The following is a 16,929-nucleotide window of genomic DNA, read 5'->3' as shown; positions in this document are numbered from 1 at the left end:
CTGTAATCGTGCGCCCGAACCTGCTTTTTCTGTTTGACCTGCGCCAGGATCAGCAGGACCCGTCCGTCATTGACGCGACGGTGCGTTCGGGCGCGCAATTTGGCGGTACCAACCTGTGGGTGCTGTTCTTCGCCATCCTGATCGCGTCGGTGGGGCTCAATACGAACTCCACGGCCGTGATCATTGGCGCCATGCTGATTTCCCCGTTGATGGGGCCCATCGTCGGTCTTGGCTACGGTGCGGCGGTGCAAGACCTGGGTTTGATCCGCATGGCGGGCAAGAACCTGGCCATTTTCGTCGTCCTGAGTCTGCTCACCTCGGTGCTGTACTTCACGCTCAGCCCCTTGGAGCAGCCCCAGTCCGAGCTGATGGCGCGCACCTTTCCCACGCTGTGGGATGTGCTCATCGCCGCTTTCGGTGGTGCGGCCGGCATGGTGGCGGTGACGCGCCGCAGCTTCTCCAATATCGTGCCGGGTGTGGCCATTGCCACGGCTCTCATGCCCCCGCTGTGCACCGCAGGCTTTGGCATTGCGCATGGCCGCTGGGACATGTTTGGCGGAGCTTTCTACCTGTTCATCATCAACGGCATGTTCATCGGTGTCTCCACCTTGGGGGTGGCCAAGCTGCTGCGCCTGCCAAGACAGGGCGAGCTCGACGAAGCGACGCGCAAGCGCCACCGCATCATCATCGTGCTGGGCCTGACCGTGGTGCTGGTGCCCAGCGTGTGGATGGCCTATCGCCTGGTGCAGCAAGAGGTGTTTGCCAGTGCCGCAGTGCGTGTGGCGCGGGAGCTGGAGACGGAGCCCGACAGCCACGTGCTGATGCACGAGGTGGATGCCGGCTCACGCACGCTGCGCCTGGTTCTGGCCGGCCGGGTCGACAAAGACCAGTTGCGCGAGCAGGTGCGACGCCGCATGCAAAGCAATGGGCAGGCCGATGTGACGGTGCTGATGCGCGATGCCGGAGACGACTCGCTCAATGTGGAAAAGCTGCGCCAGGAACTGCAGGACGGCGTGAACCGCACGCTGGTGGAACAGGTCAAGTCCATGGATGCACAGCTCAAGCGCCTGCAGCAGAATGTGGCTCAAGCCAAGGCGGTGGCTGAAGTACCGGCCGTCAAGCCGGTCGATGCCCGGGCACTGCTTGAGGAAGTGCAAGCCCAGCAACCGCTGGTCTGCGCGCTGACCTTGGCACAGGGCGAACGTTCCGCTGGCGATGGCGCTCAACCGGCCAGTGTGGTGGTGCTGGATGTGGCCCAACCCTTATCCACGCACGACAAGGACGGCCTGAGCCGTTGGCTTGGCGTGCGATTAGAAAAATCTGAAGTGCAGTTGATCGAGCGCCCGGATCCCCGCTCGCTCAATTCTCGAGATAAAAACCGAAGGAAGCAGACAACATGTTTACCAAAATCCTGATTGCCAACCGCGGAGAAATTGCCTGCCGTGTGATTGCTACTGCCCGCAAAATGGGCATCCAGACCGTGGCGGTCTATTCCGATGCGGACAAGGATGCACGCCATGTGAAGCTGGCCGACGAGGCCGTGCACATCGGTGCAGCGCCCAGCCGCGAGTCCTATCTGGTGGCCGAGCGCATCATTGCAGCGGCCAAGCAGACCGGCGCGCAAGCCATTCACCCTGGCTACGGATTTCTGAGCGAAAACGAGGCTTTTGCCAAGCGCTGCGAAGACGAAGGCATTGCCTTTATCGGTCCCAAGGCGCATTCGATTGCCGCCATGGGCGACAAGATCGCTTCCAAGAAGCTGGCCAACGAGGCCCAGGTCAATACCATCCCTGGCTACAACGATGCCATCGCCGGCCCCGAGCAGGCCGTGGAAATCGCCAAGGGTATTGGCTATCCCGTGATGATCAAGGCTTCGGCCGGCGGCGGCGGCAAGGGCTTGCGCGTCGCGTTCAACGACAAGGAAGCCTTTGAAGGCTTTGCCAGCTGCCAGAACGAAGCCCGCAACAGCTTTGGCGATGACCGCATCTTCATCGAGAAGTTTGTGCAGGAGCCGCGCCACATCGAAATCCAGATTCTGGGCGACAGCCACGGCAATGTGGTGTATCTGAACGAGCGCGAGTGCTCGATCCAGCGCCGCCACCAGAAGGTGATCGAGGAAGCGCCAAGCCCCTTCATCAGTGAGGAAACCCGCAAAGCCATGGGTGAGCAGGCCGTGCAACTGGCCAAGGCCGTGAAGTACCAAAGCGCCGGCACCGTGGAGTTCGTGGTCGGCAAGGACCAGGACTTCTACTTCCTGGAAATGAACACCCGTCTGCAGGTGGAGCACCCGGTCACCGAGTGCATCACCGGCCTGGATCTGGTCGAGCAGATGATCCGCGTGGCCGCTGGCGAAAAGCTTTCCTTCGCTCAGGCCGATGTCAAGCGCGACGGCTGGGCCATCGAGTGCCGTATCAACGCCGAAGACCCGTTCCGCAACTTCCTGCCATCGACCGGCCGTCTGGTGCGCTTTTCGCCTCCCGAGCAGACCATGTGGCAGGCCGATACCGAGCACCTGCAAGGCGTGCGCGTGGATACCGGCGTGTATGACGGCGGCGAGATTCCCATGTTCTATGACTCGATGATCGCCAAGCTCATCGTGCACGGCAAGGATCGCAACGAAGCCATTGCCAAGATGCGTGAAGCCCTGAACGGCTTTGCCATTCGCGGCATCAGCTCCAACATCCCGTTCCAGGCCGCGCTTCTGGCCCACCCCAAGTTTGTGACGGGCGAGTTCAATACCGGCTTCATCGCCGAGCATTACAGCCACGGCTTCCATGCCGAGGACGTGCCTCACAGCGATCCGGATTTTCTGGTTGCCCTGGCACTGTTCCGCAACCGCCGCTACCGCGCGCGCGCTTCCACCATCACCGGCCAGATGCAGGGCCACAACGTGCAGGTGGGCGAGCGCTACACGGCTGCGGTGCTGGGCGCCGAAGGCAACAACCAGTATGTGAGCGGTGAGGTCACCGATTTCGACGCGCTGTCCCGTGTCTGCAAGGTCGTCGTCAACGGCAAGACCTACGAATTCCGCAGCAATGCGGATATCCGTGATCTGGTCGTACGCGGCAGCTGCAACGGCAAGCCTTTCACCTGCCAGATCGAGCGCGGCACGCCCAAGAATCCGCTGGCTCTGCGCGTGATTCACAACGGCACGCAAGCCGATGTGCTGGTGCTCTCGCCCAAGGGTGCCGAGCTGCACCGGCTCATGCCTTACAAGGCTCCGCCCGATCTGTCCAAGTTCCTGCTCTCGCCCATGCCCGGCCTCTTGGTCGACGTGGCCGTGCAGCCCGGTCAGAAGGTGCAAGCCGGCGAAAAGCTGGCCGTCATCGAAGCCATGAAGATGGAAAACATCCTCTTCGCAGCACAGGACGGCGTGGTGAGCAAGGTCTCGGCCAGCAAGGGCGATTCCTTGGCTGTGGACGACATCATTCTCGAATTCGAGTGATGTACCGGAATCAGGCAGCTGCGTAAGCTCTGCCTGATATCCCCCAAGCCCGCCTGGCCGCAAAGCCTTGCGGGTTTTTCAATGCCAACCGGCTCTAGCCCTGGATGAACAAGCACCATCAGCTATGAATTTGAATGCATACGAATCATCGGCAAGCCGCAACGGCGGCTTGCCGCGCAGCTTGCTAAGCCTGGTGGGAGTGGTGCTGCTGGTCGATGCCCTCGTGTTGATGCTGATGGGCCATTTCAATGTGGGTGTGCTGGTGCCGGCAGTGCTGGGTCTGGCCGCCGTGTTGCTGGCCTGGAAATGGAAGGCGGTTCAGCGTTGGCGCAAGGCCAGGGCACTGCATGAACGGCTTTGGGGCATAGGCTGGATGGCATTTGCGCTGTGGCTGATCAGTCTTGGACTCTTCTGGAGCCGCTTGTCAGGCCTGGGTCTGGAGCCGGCGCAAGTTCCGCCGGTGCAAGCCATTGTGGTGCTGGGTAGCGGCACCTTGAACGGTCATCCGCGCCCGGTGCTGGCCAGCCGCCTGGATACGGCGGCCGAGCTGGCCCGGCTGCAGCCCCAGGCCTTGATCGCCGTGTGCGGCGGCGTGGATTGGGGCGAGACGGAATCCGAGGCCGCCGTGATGGCCCGCTATCTGCAGCAGCGCCATGGCATTGCGCCACAGCGGCTGGTGTTGGAGCAGGAAAGCACCAGCACCGAGCTGAACCTGCAGCTCAGCCGCCCCTTGCTGGCCGAGCGCGGCGTGGGGCCCGATGCGGCCACGGCCATGGTCAGCAGCGACTTTCATCTGATGCGTGCCATGGGCATTGCCAAACGGCAAAACCTCAGCGCCATCTATCCCGTGGCCGCGGCAACGCCGCTGGCAACCCGCTTCAATGCCTGGCTGCGCGAGTACTTCGCCATGGCCAGCAGCTGGCTGCTGGGCGAGGTGTGATCACATATCAATGCAAAAACAGGCTGTAGCGCTTGACTGGATTGCGCAGGCAGCTATCAATCAAAATCAAGGAGTATTTCATGAGCAACCGTCCTTTCAAGGTTCTGGGCATTCAGCAAGTGGCCATCGGCGGCACCGACAAGAATCGCATGAAAAAGCTGTGGGTGGACATGCTGGGTCTGGAGCAGACCGGCACCTTCCAGAGCGAGCGCGAGAACGTGGACGAAGACATTCTGGCCATGGGCAAGGGCGCGATGAAGGTGGAAGTGGACATCATGCAGCCCATGGACATCGAGAAAAAGCCCGCCGTGCACGCCACGCCGCTCAACCACATCGGTCTGTGGATCGATGACCTGCCCAAGGCCGTGGAATGGCTCACGGCCAACGGCGTGCGCTTTGCACCGGGCGGCATCCGCAAAGGCGCGGCCGGCTACGACATCACGTTTTTGCACCCCAAGAGCAATGATGAATTTCCCATTGCCGGCGAAGGTGTGCTGATTGAGCTGGTGCAGGCGCCGGCGGATGTGATTGCGGCGCTGGGCTAAAGCCTCAAAAGCGGATAAACGGCAGTTGTGCTCTGTGGCAAGCAGCGCACAACTGCGGCATTTCTGCCGTATTTTTTACGGCTTGTGCTCAGCTTTTCTTTTGAGGTTCATCGAGCAAGCGCGCGGCCCGGTTTTGCAAAGCCGTATCTGCACGGTAATAGCCCATCACCGTGTTCACGCTGTGGTGACCGGTCAAGGCCATGGTGTCTGGCAGGGGCACGTTCTGCCGGCCCGCTTCCGTCACAAAGCCTGAGCGCAGCGAGTGGGCCGAAAAATCGCCTTCCACGCCCGCCAGCGCACAGCGCTCCTTGACGATATTGCGCACTGCGGCCGGGGTCAGCGGCTCGGCCACATGGCCGCCTTTGCGAATACGGCGAAATATCGGTCCTTCGCTGATCTGCGCGGCCTGCAGCCAGTCGCGCAAAGCCTGAGCCGCGCGGCCTGTCACAGGTTTGTGATTCTCGGGGGCATCGGCACCGCTCTGGTTGGTCTTGCTGTGCACCAGCGTGTAGATGAAGTCCTCAGGCCCCACGGAGCGCAAATAGCGCATGTCGCCTCCCGCCACCTCGGACCTGCGCCGCCCGCCACTGGCCCAGGCAAACAGCAGCAAGGCACGATCACGCAAGCCACGCAGGCTGTCGTCGCAGGTGGCCAGCAGTTCTTCCAGCACATCACGGGTCAGCGCTTCTTTTTTCTGAGGCTGCTCGCCCCGGCGGGCATAGGCCTTGCGAGTACGCGACATCAGCTCGCGCACCGCGCCGTCCTGGCAGGGGTTGACCAGCCCGTGTACCTGGTGCGCTTTCGACAGCACAGCAATTCTGTGCACCAGCGTGTTGTGTGACGGCGGGCCTTTCTTGCCCTTGTAGCCTGCGAGCACCAGCGCCTCGTCCACTTCATCGGGCATTTCGCTCATCAGGCCGTTGGCCGTCTGTCGCTGGGCATGGTCAACAATGAATTGCAGCACGGCCGCCGTTGCCAGCGGCAGCTGCATGGGGCGGCCCAGCCGCAACACATGCCATGCAGCCCAGTAACGCATGGCACTTTGATAGCTGGTGCGAGTGTTGCCGGACTCGCCCTCGCGCATCAGCTCACGAATGGCCTCCTGGGTCGCAGCTTGCAGCCCGACTTCCATCACCGGCTTTTCAGCGCTTGACAGGCGTTGATCCTCTGGCGTGAAGGCCGCCAGAAAAGAGGAGGGCGAGCCCTGGTAGCGCGAATTTGTAGACATATCTTTATTGTCTGCGCAGCCAGATGGCTCCGATGCCGACTCGTTGAAGGAAGCCTGGGCCAAGCATCAGGCGATGCATCGTCTTCATACGGCCGCCCCGGTAGACCGCGCTGTCATGCCCCAGCAAGTCGGCTCTGAGGCATTGGTCTTTTTTCGTCGATTGAAGCTGAATTTGCCCATTTGACGGCTCCGTTGGCGCGCTTTCAGTGCCCAACCCAGTGTATTGTAGAAAAAATTCTGTATGAAAATTTCATATGTAATATTAAATACATGATATGTATGATGTATTACGTACTTATTAAATAAATCACGATAACAATCACTTATCGTCAGTTATATCAAGATATGAATACAAACACTCCAAAAACAACGTCACGAGGCGTGCAAGAGGCCGATGTCTGGGCGGCCGCCGATGCATTGATTGCTCAAGGTCTGCGCCCGACCATCGAGCGCGTCCGCCAGCACATAGGGCGTGGCTCGCCTAATACCGTCAGTCCCATGTTGGAAACCTGGTTTGCCACGCTGGGGCAGCGCCTGGGTGTGGCGGGAGACCAAGATGCTGGCGCTACACAGGCGGTGCCTGACCCGGTGCAGCGGCTGGCGCAAGATCTGTGGAATGTGGCCAAGGAAGAAGCCGTCGCAGCTGCCAGCGCTGTGCTGGGTGAGCGCGAAGAGCTGCTGGCTAGTTCCCTGGCTGAGCATCAGCAGCAAAAAGATCAGCTGGCACAGCGTGAAGTAGCAATGCAGGCGCAAAAAGAAGCGCTCAACCAAGCCTTGCAGGCAGCCCAGGCTCAGGCCCAGGATTTAGCCAGACGACTGGATGAGGTCCAGCAGCAGCTGCAAGACAGAGATGTGCGCCTGGATGAAATGCGTAACGCCTTGGCCGATGCAGCCAAGCAACGTGAATCACAACAGCAAAAGCACGGCGAAGAAATCCAGGCCGCTGGCGTGGAGCGACAACGCCTGGCCGAGCAATACGCCGGCAACGAGCGGCATATGCTGGCCGAACTAGATCGAGCGCGCCAGGAAGTTGCGGCTGCGCGCAAAACCGCTCAGGAGCAGGAGCGCAAAGCTGAAAGTCGATATCAAGAACTGCAAACCCGCCATGAACGTAGCGAGCAAGACCTGCTCAATGTGCATGCGCAACTGCAAGCTGCACAAAACGCTGCCGCACTGGCCCAAGAGCGCGCAGCGGACATGAAAAGCCTTCTGGATGCCCAGCAACGCCTGGTTGCAAGCAACAGTCCAACAGGTGATGCAACTGCTGCTATTAGCAATACCAATGCACGCCGCTCGACGCTATCCACCGCACGCCGCTCTATGACGCGTGTACGCACATTGAGATAAGAGATAGCGCATGCGTCTAGAGTTCTATTCGCATGCGTTTTGCTCCAGAGCGTTAGTGCGCCACATCAACGCGCTAGGAAACTAAACGCTGAAATCAGGAGTATGACGATGGATGCTAATTTTAAATACGATGTATATTATGTTAAATCGCATGCTGCGACGATTGATGCGCACTGGCTCAGCCGCGACTTTGGCAATCTAGGCTTGTCGAACCAATGTGATGTACAGAGCACCGTCACAAGCCAACCTCCCCCATCTCCTCCCTCTCCTGAACGACGTTCACGGCAACATTGACCAAGTGGCTAGACACTTGGGCATCGCACCGGCAACTCTTCGCAAGTACAAAGCCCAGGGGCAAGCGCCACGTGCAGTGATGTTTGCCCTTTTTTGGGAGTCCACCTGGGGGCGCATGACCGCCGATGCGGTGGCCTTCAATCACGCCGCCGCCCATGCAGCGCGGGCAGCAGCCTACAAACGCGAGATCAAGATTGAGTACTGACCGTAGCAACCGATTTCGTCGCCACGATCATATGCGCCTGAATTTTCCCGGCGACAGGGCCTTGGCCATGGCGGCGGGCAATCGCCTCTGTTGCACGCTCCGTTGCTAGCTGAAGCAAGCCTGGATCGCGAAATTCGATTTCGTTGCGCAATGGAGTCCCCAGACAATAGGCTGTAGCAACCGCTGCTGCAGAGGTTGAGTGACTTACCGTTGCAATCGTCTTGATCTCGATATCCGCAAATCCTGCGTGGCTCAGGTCTTCGCGGATGAGTTTGACATCGTGATAGCCATGCGGTGTGCGGGCAAGAAAGCGCGGCGGGTTCTCTACGAACAGTTCAGCCATGGCGTTGGTTATATCGTCGGCAAAAGCGTTTTCTTCTATGCGATCCCAGACGCTAAAAACAAAGTGCCCGCCTGGCTTGAGCACTCGGTGTGCCTGCGCATAACCGGCAACACGATCCGGGAAGAACATTGCACCGAACTGGCAGCAAACGATGTCGAACGAGGCGTCTTCAAAAGGCAGATCCAGTGCGTCCGCCCGTTGCCACTCAATACGGCTATCGGCCCCCTGCCGTGTGCTTGCATAGTCAAGCATGGGCTGATTGAGGTCTGTCGCCACATAGTGTGTGTGGGTGCCAAGGCGAGGGGCCAGGGCCCGCGTGACAGCACCGCTGCCTGCAGCTGTTTCAAGTACCGAACCGGGCGAATAAGCCGCAACCCGCTGCGCCATATCGGCGGCATAGGCGTCAAAGATCAAGGGGACCATCAAGGTGTCGTAAAACTCTGGAATGGCACCTGAAAACACTTTGTCGCTCTCAGCCATAAGACATCTCCTTGCAAGCCGTCAAACGCGCGCCTGATCACCAGTGTCAAAGTTGGTATAGCGTATGCCAACGGCACTGAATCTAAGCCTTTCCCCATGCTTGCACTGGTCAGATCCAGCCAAGCCGCTTGGTACCTAGCAATGTACTTCTGCCTCGTCAGCAACGATATGGGGAGGCTGGCACAATCAACGCATGAGATTTCTTCACACCATGCTGCGCGTTGGCAATCTCCAGCGCTCCATTGATTTTTACACCCAGGTACTCGGTATGACGTTGCTGCGCAAGTCAGAAAACCAAGAGTACCAATACTCGCTGGCCTTTTTGGGATTTGATGGCGGCAATCCGGCGCAGGCTGAAATTGAGTTGACCTATAACTGGGGCACAGAAAGCTATGACATGGGCACGGCTTATGGGCATATCGCCCTGGGCGTACCCGACGCGTATGCAGCGTGTGACAAGATCAAGGCTGCAGGCGGCAATGTGACGCGCGAGGCCGGCCCCGTCAAAGGCGGCTCCACGGTCATCGCTTTTGTGACGGATCCCGATGGTTATAAGATCGAATTAATACAAGAGAATTCAAGGGCTTATATGGCTGACCGCCAGCCTACCGCCGACGGCGAAAAATTTGACCCGTTGCGCAACGCATAAGTCTCAAAAGTCCCACATGCTTTAAGCTGGTGGGGCTTTTTCTTTGTAGAGGTCTGATGCTCGCAACCACCCTCCTCTGCCTCATAGTCGGCATCTCTGACGGCGACACCCTGACCGCCCGATGTGGTAAGGCCGGCCAATATGAACAAGTGAAGGTGAGACTGCAGGGCATCGATGCCCCGGAGCGCAAACAGCCGTTCGGAGAGCGCGCCTGGCAGGCCCTGGCCGAGCTGACATTTCAGAAAGAAGCGGAGCTGCGCTGCACCAAGACAGACCGATATAAGCGACAGGTCTGCTCTGTCTGGGTAGCACCAGCGTCAGCACCCAGCGGGCCGCGCACACTTGATGCTGGTCTGGCCATGGTTACGCAAGGCATGGCCTGGTGGTACCGCGCCTATGCCGGCGAACAATCTTCCCAGGAACGAGGGCAGTATGAATTTGCTGAGCAAGAGGCCAAGGCTCGCAAAATTGGGCTGTGGCGTGATCCCGAGCCAATTGCGCCGTGGGATTGGCGCAAAGCTAAACACTCAATTGCTCTCCCAGAGCGAGTCTGAACCATAGGTGCATACAAGATTCAATAATTCGTCAAGGCATTCTTTGCCGTCATCTGCATTTTGTTTGCATAGTTCATCCATCTTCGCAACGAAAATCGCATTTGGAACGTTTTTCCTCGGCTGCTCATCATTGAAGTCATCGGATGTAACCCAGGCGGAGAAATAGTAGTCGTTGTACTTGCCGGGACCTCCAAAATACTGTCTCTCAATTCGACACACACTCTTACCTGCTTGGTAAGATTCAATAGCTTCACTAGGATTATTACCTGCTTGCTCAAACGTTCCATTTGAGAAACGCCAGCCTCCATGCCCAAAATTGAAGTCTCGGCTTATCACCTTTTGGTCGAAGTTCCGCAGTAAATATCCCGCCACCTTGTCTTTGATATACAGAAGCTGGACTTCCCCGCCATCGCGCGTTTCACCACCGTATTTTTCATAGGTCAACCCGTTGACAGGCTGCGACGTGTAACTTGATGGTCCGAACATGGACAGAATGTGCTCACGACTCATCTTTAGCTCCAGCTGAGCCAATTTAGATGGCTCCTTCCACGGCTGTTGTTGTGGGACTAAATTTCGATATCCGAAGAAGCCAAGGCCAACTACTATGCAAATGAGCACAAACCCAACAAGTTTTGCGATTAACCGTGTAGCGCGAACCCCTGCTTGCTGAAGGAGTTGCTCACGGCGTCGATCCTTTAATCGTTCCCAGTGAGAATATGTCTGGTCTTGCCCTGCGAGATAGTGCAGACGAGCTTCTTCGAAGAGTCCGCCCTGCTCGGTATCAACAGGAGCAAGGGCATTGGATACTGGTTCAAAGCCCAATTGAAGCGCGATGTCATAGAGTTGTTGCGGACTGGCACTACCAAGTACAGCTTGCTGCTTTGGAGTTAGCTCTTGGCGGAATCGCGCAGCAAGGGTGTAGCCCAGTAGCATGCTGCACCAAGCTTCATATGCAATCGCTTCTCGGTTGCGCAACCACTGAATAGTTTCGTAAAGTTTCAGCGGAAAGTAGGTCGCAATCCGCGCGAGCAATGGGCCGGCCTTAGTCACCTGCGATGGTGGCGGGTAATCCATGCCGACATGGTCGCGCAGACTACGTTCTATCTCTCCCGCCCAGTCGCTTTCTTCATAGCGCGTTGTGCGAAGCACTACGACATTTCGCCAGTTTGGATACGGTAATCCCAACAAGCGCTGATCAGCGTCCAAACCGGCTAACTCGATTCGTCGTGGGAGAACTCCATCGTCATTGGACTCAACGATCACACCCTCGCGAATGTAGATCGACGCATGTGAAAAGCGGCTACCAGTGAACTTCTTTATTGCGTTGGAGACAAGATCGCTCGTCGTAGAAAAGATGATGTCGCCTGTGCGTAGTACCGAGACTGCTAGGTACTGTTGCCGGGCTTCATCTGAAACATCGGAGGCAACCCCTGCCATACTCGCACCGCAATTATTCCCACTAGTGTGCTCTTCGTTCACCGAATGCCCCTTAGGTTGTTGACAGGTGCGAGTCGGCCAAGGTGGAAGCAATTGCCCCAAAGCCAGGCGACTCTTGTAAAAATAAGTGTAGCTTTTTGATCGGGGAAGGTCACTACTAGGATCTTCTGCCACCTTGAGCGGTATTTCAAGGCGACCCTTGCCAAATAAGAGAGAATTAGTTAATGCACTGATTAATGAACTTCGCGACCAACCTTGAAGGTTACTCAGACGGATGCAATCTCCACCCCCATGCTTTCACCAACCAATTTCTGTAGGAACCACGCAAACAATGGCAACGCCCAACCCCGCGGCAAATACAGGAAGCAAGCATGGCATACAACAACGTCGTCTATTGGTCGATGACAGAGCTTCAAGATTCTGTGCCATCCAATGCGCAGATACTGGCCGTCGGAGACTCCTGGTTCTGGTACCCCATGCCCGGCGGCTCTCTCCTCAATTACATCGGAGATTTGGTCAAACCCAAGGGCTACAAAATTCTGGCCGTCGGTAACAACGGCGCAGAAGCCTACGACTATGTGGACGGCAAGTACAAAAATGTTGTTAAGGGTATGTTCAAGCTTTATGGCTCTACTGCAAAGGCACTGCTGATCAGCGGCGGCGGCAACGACTTTGCAGGATTCAATGACCTGCGGCGCCTGTTAAACGACAAATGCGGTAATGCATCAACCGCTCTAGAGTGCTTCAAGCCAGGCACCATCGATGACGAAGGCACCGTGACCTGGCTCATGCACAAGACTTTCGAAAACTACTCATTGCTCATTAGCCGCGCTCTCGCCCGCATGCCGGCTGACGTCAAGATATTCGTGCACAACTACGACTACGCCATGGCCAGTGGCAAAGGAGCTCTTGGCGGAGAGCCATGGCTCAAGCCAGCATTAGACGATGCAAAGGTTCCTGCGGAGCTACAGCGCGATTGCATACGACTCTTGATCGATATGCAGTCGGACATTTTGGAGCGTCTGCAGAAAGCGCTGCCCAACAACATCGTTTATGTGGACAGCCGAGGAACGCTGGCTGACAGCGACTGGGCCAACGAATTGCATCCCAGTAAAAGTGGGTTTCAGAAAATTGCCAACAATGCCTGGAAGCCATTACTGGCAAAGGCCGATCTGGCCTGATTTCTCTAGCCTAAGCAGCGGCCAAAGGCGGAAGTATAGAGAAGCGCTTGACTCATCGCAGCTCATGAGTGAGTGCCCGATCCACTTTAACCTGTCCGGCCAATGCATTTACCTGGGCGTCTCGCCGTTTGACCAGGCCTCCAAGCGCGCCAACCACGCCCGCGCCTTCGCCAGCAAGGGCTGCGAGTCGCTGGTGTTGATCTGCGAGATCTCGACAGGCAGCTGCGTCACCTGCAGCCTGGGCGTTGCGGGTGGCGGCTGCGCGGACATCGTGCTGCAAGCCTGCAATGCGGGCAGCATCAGCAGCGCGCCCAGCCTCAAGCCGAGCCATTTCTTGCGTGTAGTCATGGGTGTTTCCCTGTTGGGCAGCTCCGTGTGCGATCACGGCATCTGCTTTCTTTTCTGTAGCTGCCTGCGCTTGTTTTGATTGCGCTACAACCTGTTTTGATTGGGTACTCTCGGAACGTGCGATCCGTGCATCAGACCGCCAGCCGTTGACGAGCCAGCCAGCGGAGAAGGCAGCGGCCAGCAGCAGGCCGGCGGCCAAGGCGTGGGCACGACCGGTCATGCGGCTTGACCTCCAGCCTTGAGGTACACAGCAATCAGGTTACTCATCCGCTGCTCGTGTTGGCCATATCCCGCCCCGGGCAAGCTCGCCCAGATGTTGGATACCTGCTTGATGGCGTCTTCGATCTTTCCCGCCTGGATCATCGGTAGTGCGCGACGCTCTCGGATTTGCTGAATGGCAATCAGGTCCTGTGAAAGCGGCGAAAAGTCCTTGAGCCCCAGCAGACGCTTGTAGGCATCGAAGTAGCGGCTCAGCAGCTGATAGCGCCCGGCGGCTGTGCTCTTGATCTTGAGGCGTGGCAAGTCAATGAGCTGACGCGGATGATCCGTGTAGCCGGAGAATTGCCCTCCACCCACCAGCACGTCATAGCCTCGGTCACGGGTCGGCTGACGTCCGTTATCAGTCCCCTCGCCCCAGGCCAGCATGTCGAGGAAAGCCAGCACATTTTTGCCGCCGGCTTGACCTGCTGTGATCGCCGTCATACAGCACCCCCATCCTTCGGCGGCAGGCCCAGGCGCTTTCGCACCCACTCATTGAGCAGTGGGCCTAGGGCGAACTGGTCCCAGGCGCGGAATGCCCAATCAGCCGCAGTCATGGAGAAAAGGCCGACCAGAAAACCCGACAGCCCTTCGGCCAAGCCGGTGGCAGCTGCAAAGTCCAGCGTCCCGTAGTTGCTGGCGGCCACACCGAGAACTAGCATGGCCAGCTTCCGCGGCCAAGTACCTTGAATCCACATAAGCGCTCCTGCGCTGCCGAGAATCCCCGGCATCTTGGGTAAAACTTGATCCATCCAGTTGTTGTCCATTCACCCCTCCTTGGGTCTGTAGATCGACGTTGAGACAAATGCTATGGAGGCCCGGGCGTAAAAAAACCCGCCGAAGCGGGTGCTGTGGAATGCGGAGCTGCATGCCTAGGCTATAGCTCCAGGGCGTGCGCATAGATAAAGAGCTCATCCACCTGGGCCGAGGTCAGCTCGAGCTGCTCGGCGGCCCAGAGCACCGTGGGGCTGGCGCGCTTCCAGTTCAAGACTTCGAGCATGGCGGCATCCAGCAGCACTTGCTGCTCGGCATCTGCGATGGATTCGCGCAGCTGCAGCAGGCGATCCCAGAGAGAGATGCCCTCCCCGTTCACCTTCTGCATCAGGGCCAGCTTGGCCTGCCAGCGGGCTACCTCGGCCGGAATGCGCGGCGGCTGGACGGCATCGCTGCCTGCAAACACGCGATCCGGCGTGGCCGGCGGCTCGATTTCATAAGGCTGCAGCTCGGGCACCCGCTCGGACAGATTGATGTGCCAGCCTGGCGCCGGCGCCAGGACGGGGACGTCACCCTCGGGGGTGCTCTGCATCTCACCGGTGGGGCGGTAAACGATGCCGACCACATCGACGGCAACCCGATTGATGTAAGTAGGCAACTGCCCTGCTGCTGCCCAAGGTGCCAGTGCGGCACGCCCGGTGGCTTCGTTTGTGAATTGCAGATAGGTTGTCATAGGGTAGTGAGCCTTTGCAATTGAGCAGGAGTCAGGGCTGCAGGAAAAATAACCGCCCGTGCAATCGTTGCGGAAATAGCAGGGTTGCCGCCAAGGGTTGCGCAGAGCTGCAGCATGGACGTTTGTGGGAATACGGATACCGGTGGCGTATCGACAGATATCCCTCCATTGACTGAGCAACGGAAAACGCCAGCGCCCCAGCTGACCCCTGACTTAATGCGAGCTCCAAAACTTAAATTAGGGCCAGAAGATACGGCTCCAGCATAGCTGGCATCACCTGCAGCTCGCACGTATGAACTCAATTGCGGGCCGATAGCATTCACATATGCCGCGCCAATATACGACTCTGCGGAGCCCTGCAATCGAGCAACAAAGCCTGCTGTCGCCGCACTATTTGCAACGGCTTCAATCAGCAGCGTTCCCTCTGGTTTAGAGTTTTCATAGGCTACATAGATCACATCCGCAGCGCGTGTCACTGCAGCGGTGCTTGTTCGAATGACGGAAGACGCCGAGGCCCCAAGCTCCATTTGAGGCAGGCCGATGCGCAGCGTGATATCAATCACAGCCCCGACTGAATAGCCGATAACCACGAAAGGAACTAGAAATGCCGTGGCTGCATCCGTAGGGGTCAGGGCTGCAGAGTAACGCTGTAAGGCCAATGGCACATTGGTAACAGCCAAATTGCTGGAACTGATCGCACCCAGCTGCGTGTTACCAACATCTCTCATCGTGCACCGTAACAACACGGAGTTGATGCCGGTCAGAGATCCACCTACAAGACGAATATTCGCACCCAAGGTCCAAGTTTTAGCAGATGTGGCCGCGATGCCTGTATTGGGCTCAAACTGTGCGACAGCCATGCCTGTAGAGCCAGCAGTCGCCGTACCACTCCACCGGATGTCAATGTATTCAATGCCATCTTCGATGCCGAGTCCGACGATCTCCCGGGACAGGCCATTGATCGGCGTAGACACGCTCCAGTTGGTCGGCAATGTCCCGGGAACTCCCGTGATCGCGCCTACCATGGTGTTATTGCGGATGACATTGGTGCGAGCATCCTCCCGCAGCAAGCCCAGGCATTTGCCGCTGATTGGGTTGTACTCAATGCGCGGCACATTGGCCGCTACCGTCCGTAGCTTTCCATCGCGCCCAATACAGGTAGCGGTGCTTGCCCGCACGCACTGAATACGCGGGTCTACGCGACCTGAGTTTGCAAAATCCAGCAACAGGCTGGGCCGAATATCCGGCAGGTCGGCAATCACTGTCATGCGTAGGTCTCCGTAATGCTGCGCACCACGCCATCGAGGCCGTGGTATTTCTTGATCAGTTGGGTATCGCTCACGCGCTCATGCCAGGAATCACCTGGGCGGCTGTCGCGCACATGCTGGTGCACCTGCAGGGCGCTGGCCACGTCCTGAAACGCCATGGCACCCAGGTGCAGATTGCTGGGCACTTGGTTGGGCGCCGGGCCCACGGTCGTCAGTGCAAGGCATACGGCCGCCAGACTGTTGAGCGCCGCCTGGGTTGCCGTGCTGACTGGCAGCTTGTCCACAAATACCCCCGTCGGCGTGCCATCGGCGGCAATCTGAAGGCGCACCGCCCCGTTGGTGATCAGCTGCAGGATGTCTGCCCCGGGCAAGTTGACGCCGGTGTTTTCGTCGGCTGCGCCGCGCACACTGGGGATCAGTTGCAGCGTCTGGCCCGACCCTGTGGTAGTACCCGCAGCAAACTTGCCTGCCCCAGCGCCATCACGCACAGCCTGGTAGCTGCTGACCAGTGCGGCAGCTTGAGCGGCCAAGTCACGCAGATAGCCCTGGGTGGGCATGATCGCGTAGCTCTGCGCCGTGGCCGTGCCACCCTTGTAGTTCGGGCTTATGCGCAGGCTGGTGGCGCTGACGATGGAGGTGATCTCATACACCTGTGCATCCGGCCCCAGAAATGTTTCACCCAAGGCGACCGAATCCACCCATGAGGTGCCTGTGCCGGCAATGACGTTGCTGTTGTTGGTCACCGCTACGGTGCCAGTTCGATACCAAGGCATGGTTTCCTCCTTATTGGTTGATGCTGGACTGGATGAGGACGGGCTTGCCGTCAACGATGGCGTGTGTGCCCGCAGAGACCTCGGGGCCGACCGGCACGCTGATAACGCCCTCAGGCGTGATCTCCGCGATGAGGTGTTCGGGCGCCTCGAGGATCTGGGTGATGGCTGTTTCGCCTACTTTGTGCAT

19 protein-coding genes are annotated in these 16,929 nt (G+C 58.3%); 10 read left to right on the top strand and 9 right to left on the bottom strand.

Going from position 1 to position 16,929, the window contains the following annotated elements; genetic code table 11:
- Positions 1-8: 8 nt before the first annotated feature.
- From EAO39_RS12870 to EAO39_RS12855, 4 genes are all read left to right on the top strand, one after another.
- Entirely contained in the window at positions 9-1,415 is a 1,407-nt protein-coding gene (locus tag EAO39_RS12870) for a DUF389 domain-containing protein (protein WP_120967939.1), read from the top strand.
- On the top strand, positions 1,397-3,445 hold the full coding sequence (gene accC / locus EAO39_RS12865; RefSeq protein ID WP_120967937.1) for an acetyl-CoA carboxylase biotin carboxylase subunit: 2,049 nt from the start codon (positions 1,397-1,399) through the stop codon (positions 3,443-3,445). The genes EAO39_RS12870 and accC overlap by 19 nt, the downstream gene beginning before the upstream one ends.
- Positions 3,446-3,569: 124 nt before the next feature.
- Entirely contained in the window at positions 3,570-4,385 is an 816-nt protein-coding gene (locus EAO39_RS12860) for a YdcF family protein (protein WP_120967935.1), read from the top strand.
- A gap of 80 nt (positions 4,386-4,465) precedes the next feature.
- On the top strand, positions 4,466-4,930 hold the full coding sequence (locus EAO39_RS12855; protein ID WP_120967933.1) for a VOC family protein: 465 nt from the start codon (positions 4,466-4,468) through the stop codon (positions 4,928-4,930).
- A gap of 88 nt (positions 4,931-5,018) precedes the next feature.
- Here the strand turns inward: EAO39_RS12855 and EAO39_RS12850 are convergent, their stop codons facing one another.
- Positions 5,019-6,062, bottom strand: coding sequence for a site-specific integrase (locus tag EAO39_RS12850; RefSeq protein ID WP_120971042.1), 1,044 nt, complete (start codon positions 6,060-6,062; stop codon positions 5,019-5,021).
- A 441-nt stretch (positions 6,063-6,503) separates the two neighbouring features.
- Here EAO39_RS12850 and EAO39_RS12840 point away from each other — a divergent pair, with 441 nt between their 5' ends.
- On the top strand, positions 6,504-7,505 hold the full coding sequence (locus EAO39_RS12840; protein ID WP_120967929.1) for a DNA-binding protein: 1,002 nt from the start codon (positions 6,504-6,506) through the stop codon (positions 7,503-7,505).
- A gap of 373 nt (positions 7,506-7,878) precedes the next feature.
- Positions 7,879-8,004 (top strand): hypothetical protein, encoded by a 126-nt coding sequence (locus EAO39_RS23075; protein WP_276209288.1) that lies wholly within the window; start codon positions 7,879-7,881, stop codon positions 8,002-8,004.
- Here EAO39_RS23075 and EAO39_RS12830 read toward each other — a convergent pair.
- Entirely contained in the window at positions 7,988-8,827 is an 840-nt protein-coding gene (locus tag EAO39_RS12830) for a class I SAM-dependent methyltransferase (RefSeq protein WP_120967927.1), read from the bottom strand. The two genes, EAO39_RS23075 and EAO39_RS12830, sit on opposite strands and share 17 nt — an antisense overlap.
- Before the next feature lie 193 nt (positions 8,828-9,020).
- Here EAO39_RS12830 and gloA point away from each other — a divergent pair, with 193 nt between their 5' ends.
- Together gloA and EAO39_RS12820 are read left to right on the top strand one after the other, a co-directional pair.
- Positions 9,021-9,476 (top strand): lactoylglutathione lyase, encoded by a 456-nt coding sequence (gloA, locus tag EAO39_RS12825; RefSeq protein WP_120967925.1) that lies wholly within the window; start codon positions 9,021-9,023, stop codon positions 9,474-9,476.
- Positions 9,477-9,532: 56 nt separating this feature from the next.
- On the top strand, positions 9,533-10,030 hold the full coding sequence (locus EAO39_RS12820) for a thermonuclease family protein (protein WP_120967923.1): 498 nt from the start codon (positions 9,533-9,535) through the stop codon (positions 10,028-10,030).
- Here the strand turns inward: EAO39_RS12820 and EAO39_RS12815 are convergent.
- Positions 10,004-11,509, bottom strand: coding sequence for a hypothetical protein (locus EAO39_RS12815; protein ID WP_162989560.1), 1,506 nt, complete (start codon positions 11,507-11,509; stop codon positions 10,004-10,006). The two genes, EAO39_RS12820 and EAO39_RS12815, sit on opposite strands and share 27 nt — an antisense overlap.
- A gap of 329 nt (positions 11,510-11,838) precedes the next feature.
- Here EAO39_RS12815 and EAO39_RS12810 point away from each other — a divergent pair, with 329 nt between their 5' ends.
- On the top strand, positions 11,839-12,648 hold the full coding sequence (locus EAO39_RS12810) for an SGNH/GDSL hydrolase family protein (RefSeq protein ID WP_205589381.1): 810 nt from the start codon (positions 11,839-11,841) through the stop codon (positions 12,646-12,648).
- Between the two features lie 64 nt (positions 12,649-12,712).
- Entirely contained in the window at positions 12,713-13,075 is a 363-nt protein-coding gene (locus EAO39_RS22590) for a hypothetical protein (protein ID WP_162989559.1), read from the top strand.
- Between the two features lie 137 nt (positions 13,076-13,212).
- On the opposite strand, the gene EAO39_RS12800 is transcribed toward EAO39_RS22590, so the two are convergent.
- From EAO39_RS12800 to EAO39_RS22585, 6 genes are all read right to left on the bottom strand, one after another.
- On the bottom strand, positions 13,213-13,698 hold the full coding sequence (locus EAO39_RS12800) for a glycoside hydrolase family 104 protein (RefSeq protein ID WP_120967917.1): 486 nt from the start codon (positions 13,696-13,698) through the stop codon (positions 13,213-13,215).
- Complete coding sequence (locus tag EAO39_RS12795) at positions 13,695-14,021, bottom strand: hypothetical protein (RefSeq protein ID WP_120967915.1); 327 nt, start codon at positions 14,019-14,021, stop codon at positions 13,695-13,697. Before EAO39_RS12795 ends, EAO39_RS12800 begins: the two co-directional genes overlap by 4 nt.
- A gap of 110 nt (positions 14,022-14,131) precedes the next feature.
- Positions 14,132-14,701 carry a hypothetical protein gene (locus EAO39_RS12790; protein ID WP_120967913.1) on the bottom strand — a complete coding sequence of 190 codons (570 nt, stop codon included), beginning with the start codon at positions 14,699-14,701 and terminating at the stop codon, positions 14,132-14,134.
- Positions 14,698-15,969 (bottom strand): hypothetical protein, encoded by a 1,272-nt coding sequence (locus EAO39_RS12785; protein WP_120967911.1) that lies wholly within the window; start codon positions 15,967-15,969, stop codon positions 14,698-14,700. Before EAO39_RS12785 ends, EAO39_RS12790 begins: the two co-directional genes overlap by 4 nt.
- Positions 15,966-16,742 carry a hypothetical protein gene (locus EAO39_RS12780; RefSeq protein WP_162989558.1) on the bottom strand — a complete coding sequence of 259 codons (777 nt, stop codon included), beginning with the start codon at positions 16,740-16,742 and terminating at the stop codon, positions 15,966-15,968. The genes EAO39_RS12785 and EAO39_RS12780 overlap by 4 nt, the downstream gene beginning before the upstream one ends.
- A gap of 10 nt (positions 16,743-16,752) precedes the next feature.
- Positions 16,753-16,929 carry a hypothetical protein gene (locus EAO39_RS22585; RefSeq protein ID WP_162989557.1) on the bottom strand — a complete coding sequence of 59 codons (177 nt, stop codon included), beginning with the start codon at positions 16,927-16,929 and terminating at the stop codon, positions 16,753-16,755.

This window comes from Comamonas sp. lk, from assembly GCF_900564145.1.
Taxonomy (GTDB): Bacteria; Pseudomonadota; Gammaproteobacteria; order Burkholderiales; family Burkholderiaceae_C; genus Comamonas.
Note: the sequence above shows the minus strand (reverse complement) of the source record. Positions and strands in the feature narration are given on the sequence as shown.

What these genes read in the sequence shown, in the direction of transcription:
- EAO39_RS23075 (WP_276209288.1), top strand. Translation starts at nt 7,879, where the DNA reads ATGTTTGCCCTTTTTTGGGAGTCCACCTGGGGGCGCATGACCGCCGAT.
- EAO39_RS12830 (WP_120967927.1), bottom strand. Translation starts at nt 8,827, where the DNA reads ATGGCTGAGAGCGACAAAGTGTTTTCAGGTGCCATTCCAGAGTTTTAC.
- EAO39_RS12820 (WP_120967923.1), top strand. Translation starts at nt 9,533, where the DNA reads ATGCTCGCAACCACCCTCCTCTGCCTCATAGTCGGCATCTCTGACGGC.
- EAO39_RS12840 (WP_120967929.1), top strand. Translation starts at nt 6,504, where the DNA reads ATGAATACAAACACTCCAAAAACAACGTCACGAGGCGTGCAAGAGGCC.
- EAO39_RS12850 (WP_120971042.1), bottom strand. Translation starts at nt 6,062, where the DNA reads ATGGAAGTCGGGCTGCAAGCTGCGACCCAGGAGGCCATTCGTGAGCTG.
- EAO39_RS12790 (WP_120967913.1), bottom strand. Translation starts at nt 14,701, where the DNA reads ATGACAACCTATCTGCAATTCACAAACGAAGCCACCGGGCGTGCCGCA.
- EAO39_RS12785 (WP_120967911.1), bottom strand. Translation starts at nt 15,969, where the DNA reads ATGACAGTGATTGCCGACCTGCCGGATATTCGGCCCAGCCTGTTGCTG.
- EAO39_RS12810 (WP_205589381.1), top strand. Translation starts at nt 11,839, where the DNA reads ATGGCATACAACAACGTCGTCTATTGGTCGATGACAGAGCTTCAAGAT.
- EAO39_RS12780 (WP_162989558.1), bottom strand. Translation starts at nt 16,742, where the DNA reads ATGCCTTGGTATCGAACTGGCACCGTAGCGGTGACCAACAACAGCAAC.
- EAO39_RS22585 (WP_162989557.1), bottom strand. Translation starts at nt 16,929, where the DNA reads ATGCACAAAGTAGGCGAAACAGCCATCACCCAGATCCTCGAGGCGCCC.
- EAO39_RS12800 (WP_120967917.1), bottom strand. Translation starts at nt 13,698, where the DNA reads ATGACGGCGATCACAGCAGGTCAAGCCGGCGGCAAAAATGTGCTGGCT.
- gloA (WP_120967925.1), top strand. Translation starts at nt 9,021, where the DNA reads ATGAGATTTCTTCACACCATGCTGCGCGTTGGCAATCTCCAGCGCTCC.
- EAO39_RS22590 (WP_162989559.1), top strand. Translation starts at nt 12,713, where the DNA reads ATGAGTGAGTGCCCGATCCACTTTAACCTGTCCGGCCAATGCATTTAC.
- accC (WP_120967937.1), top strand. Translation starts at nt 1,397, where the DNA reads ATGTTTACCAAAATCCTGATTGCCAACCGCGGAGAAATTGCCTGCCGT.
- EAO39_RS12855 (WP_120967933.1), top strand. Translation starts at nt 4,466, where the DNA reads ATGAGCAACCGTCCTTTCAAGGTTCTGGGCATTCAGCAAGTGGCCATC.
- EAO39_RS12795 (WP_120967915.1), bottom strand. Translation starts at nt 14,021, where the DNA reads ATGGACAACAACTGGATGGATCAAGTTTTACCCAAGATGCCGGGGATT.
- EAO39_RS12860 (WP_120967935.1), top strand. Translation starts at nt 3,570, where the DNA reads ATGAATTTGAATGCATACGAATCATCGGCAAGCCGCAACGGCGGCTTG.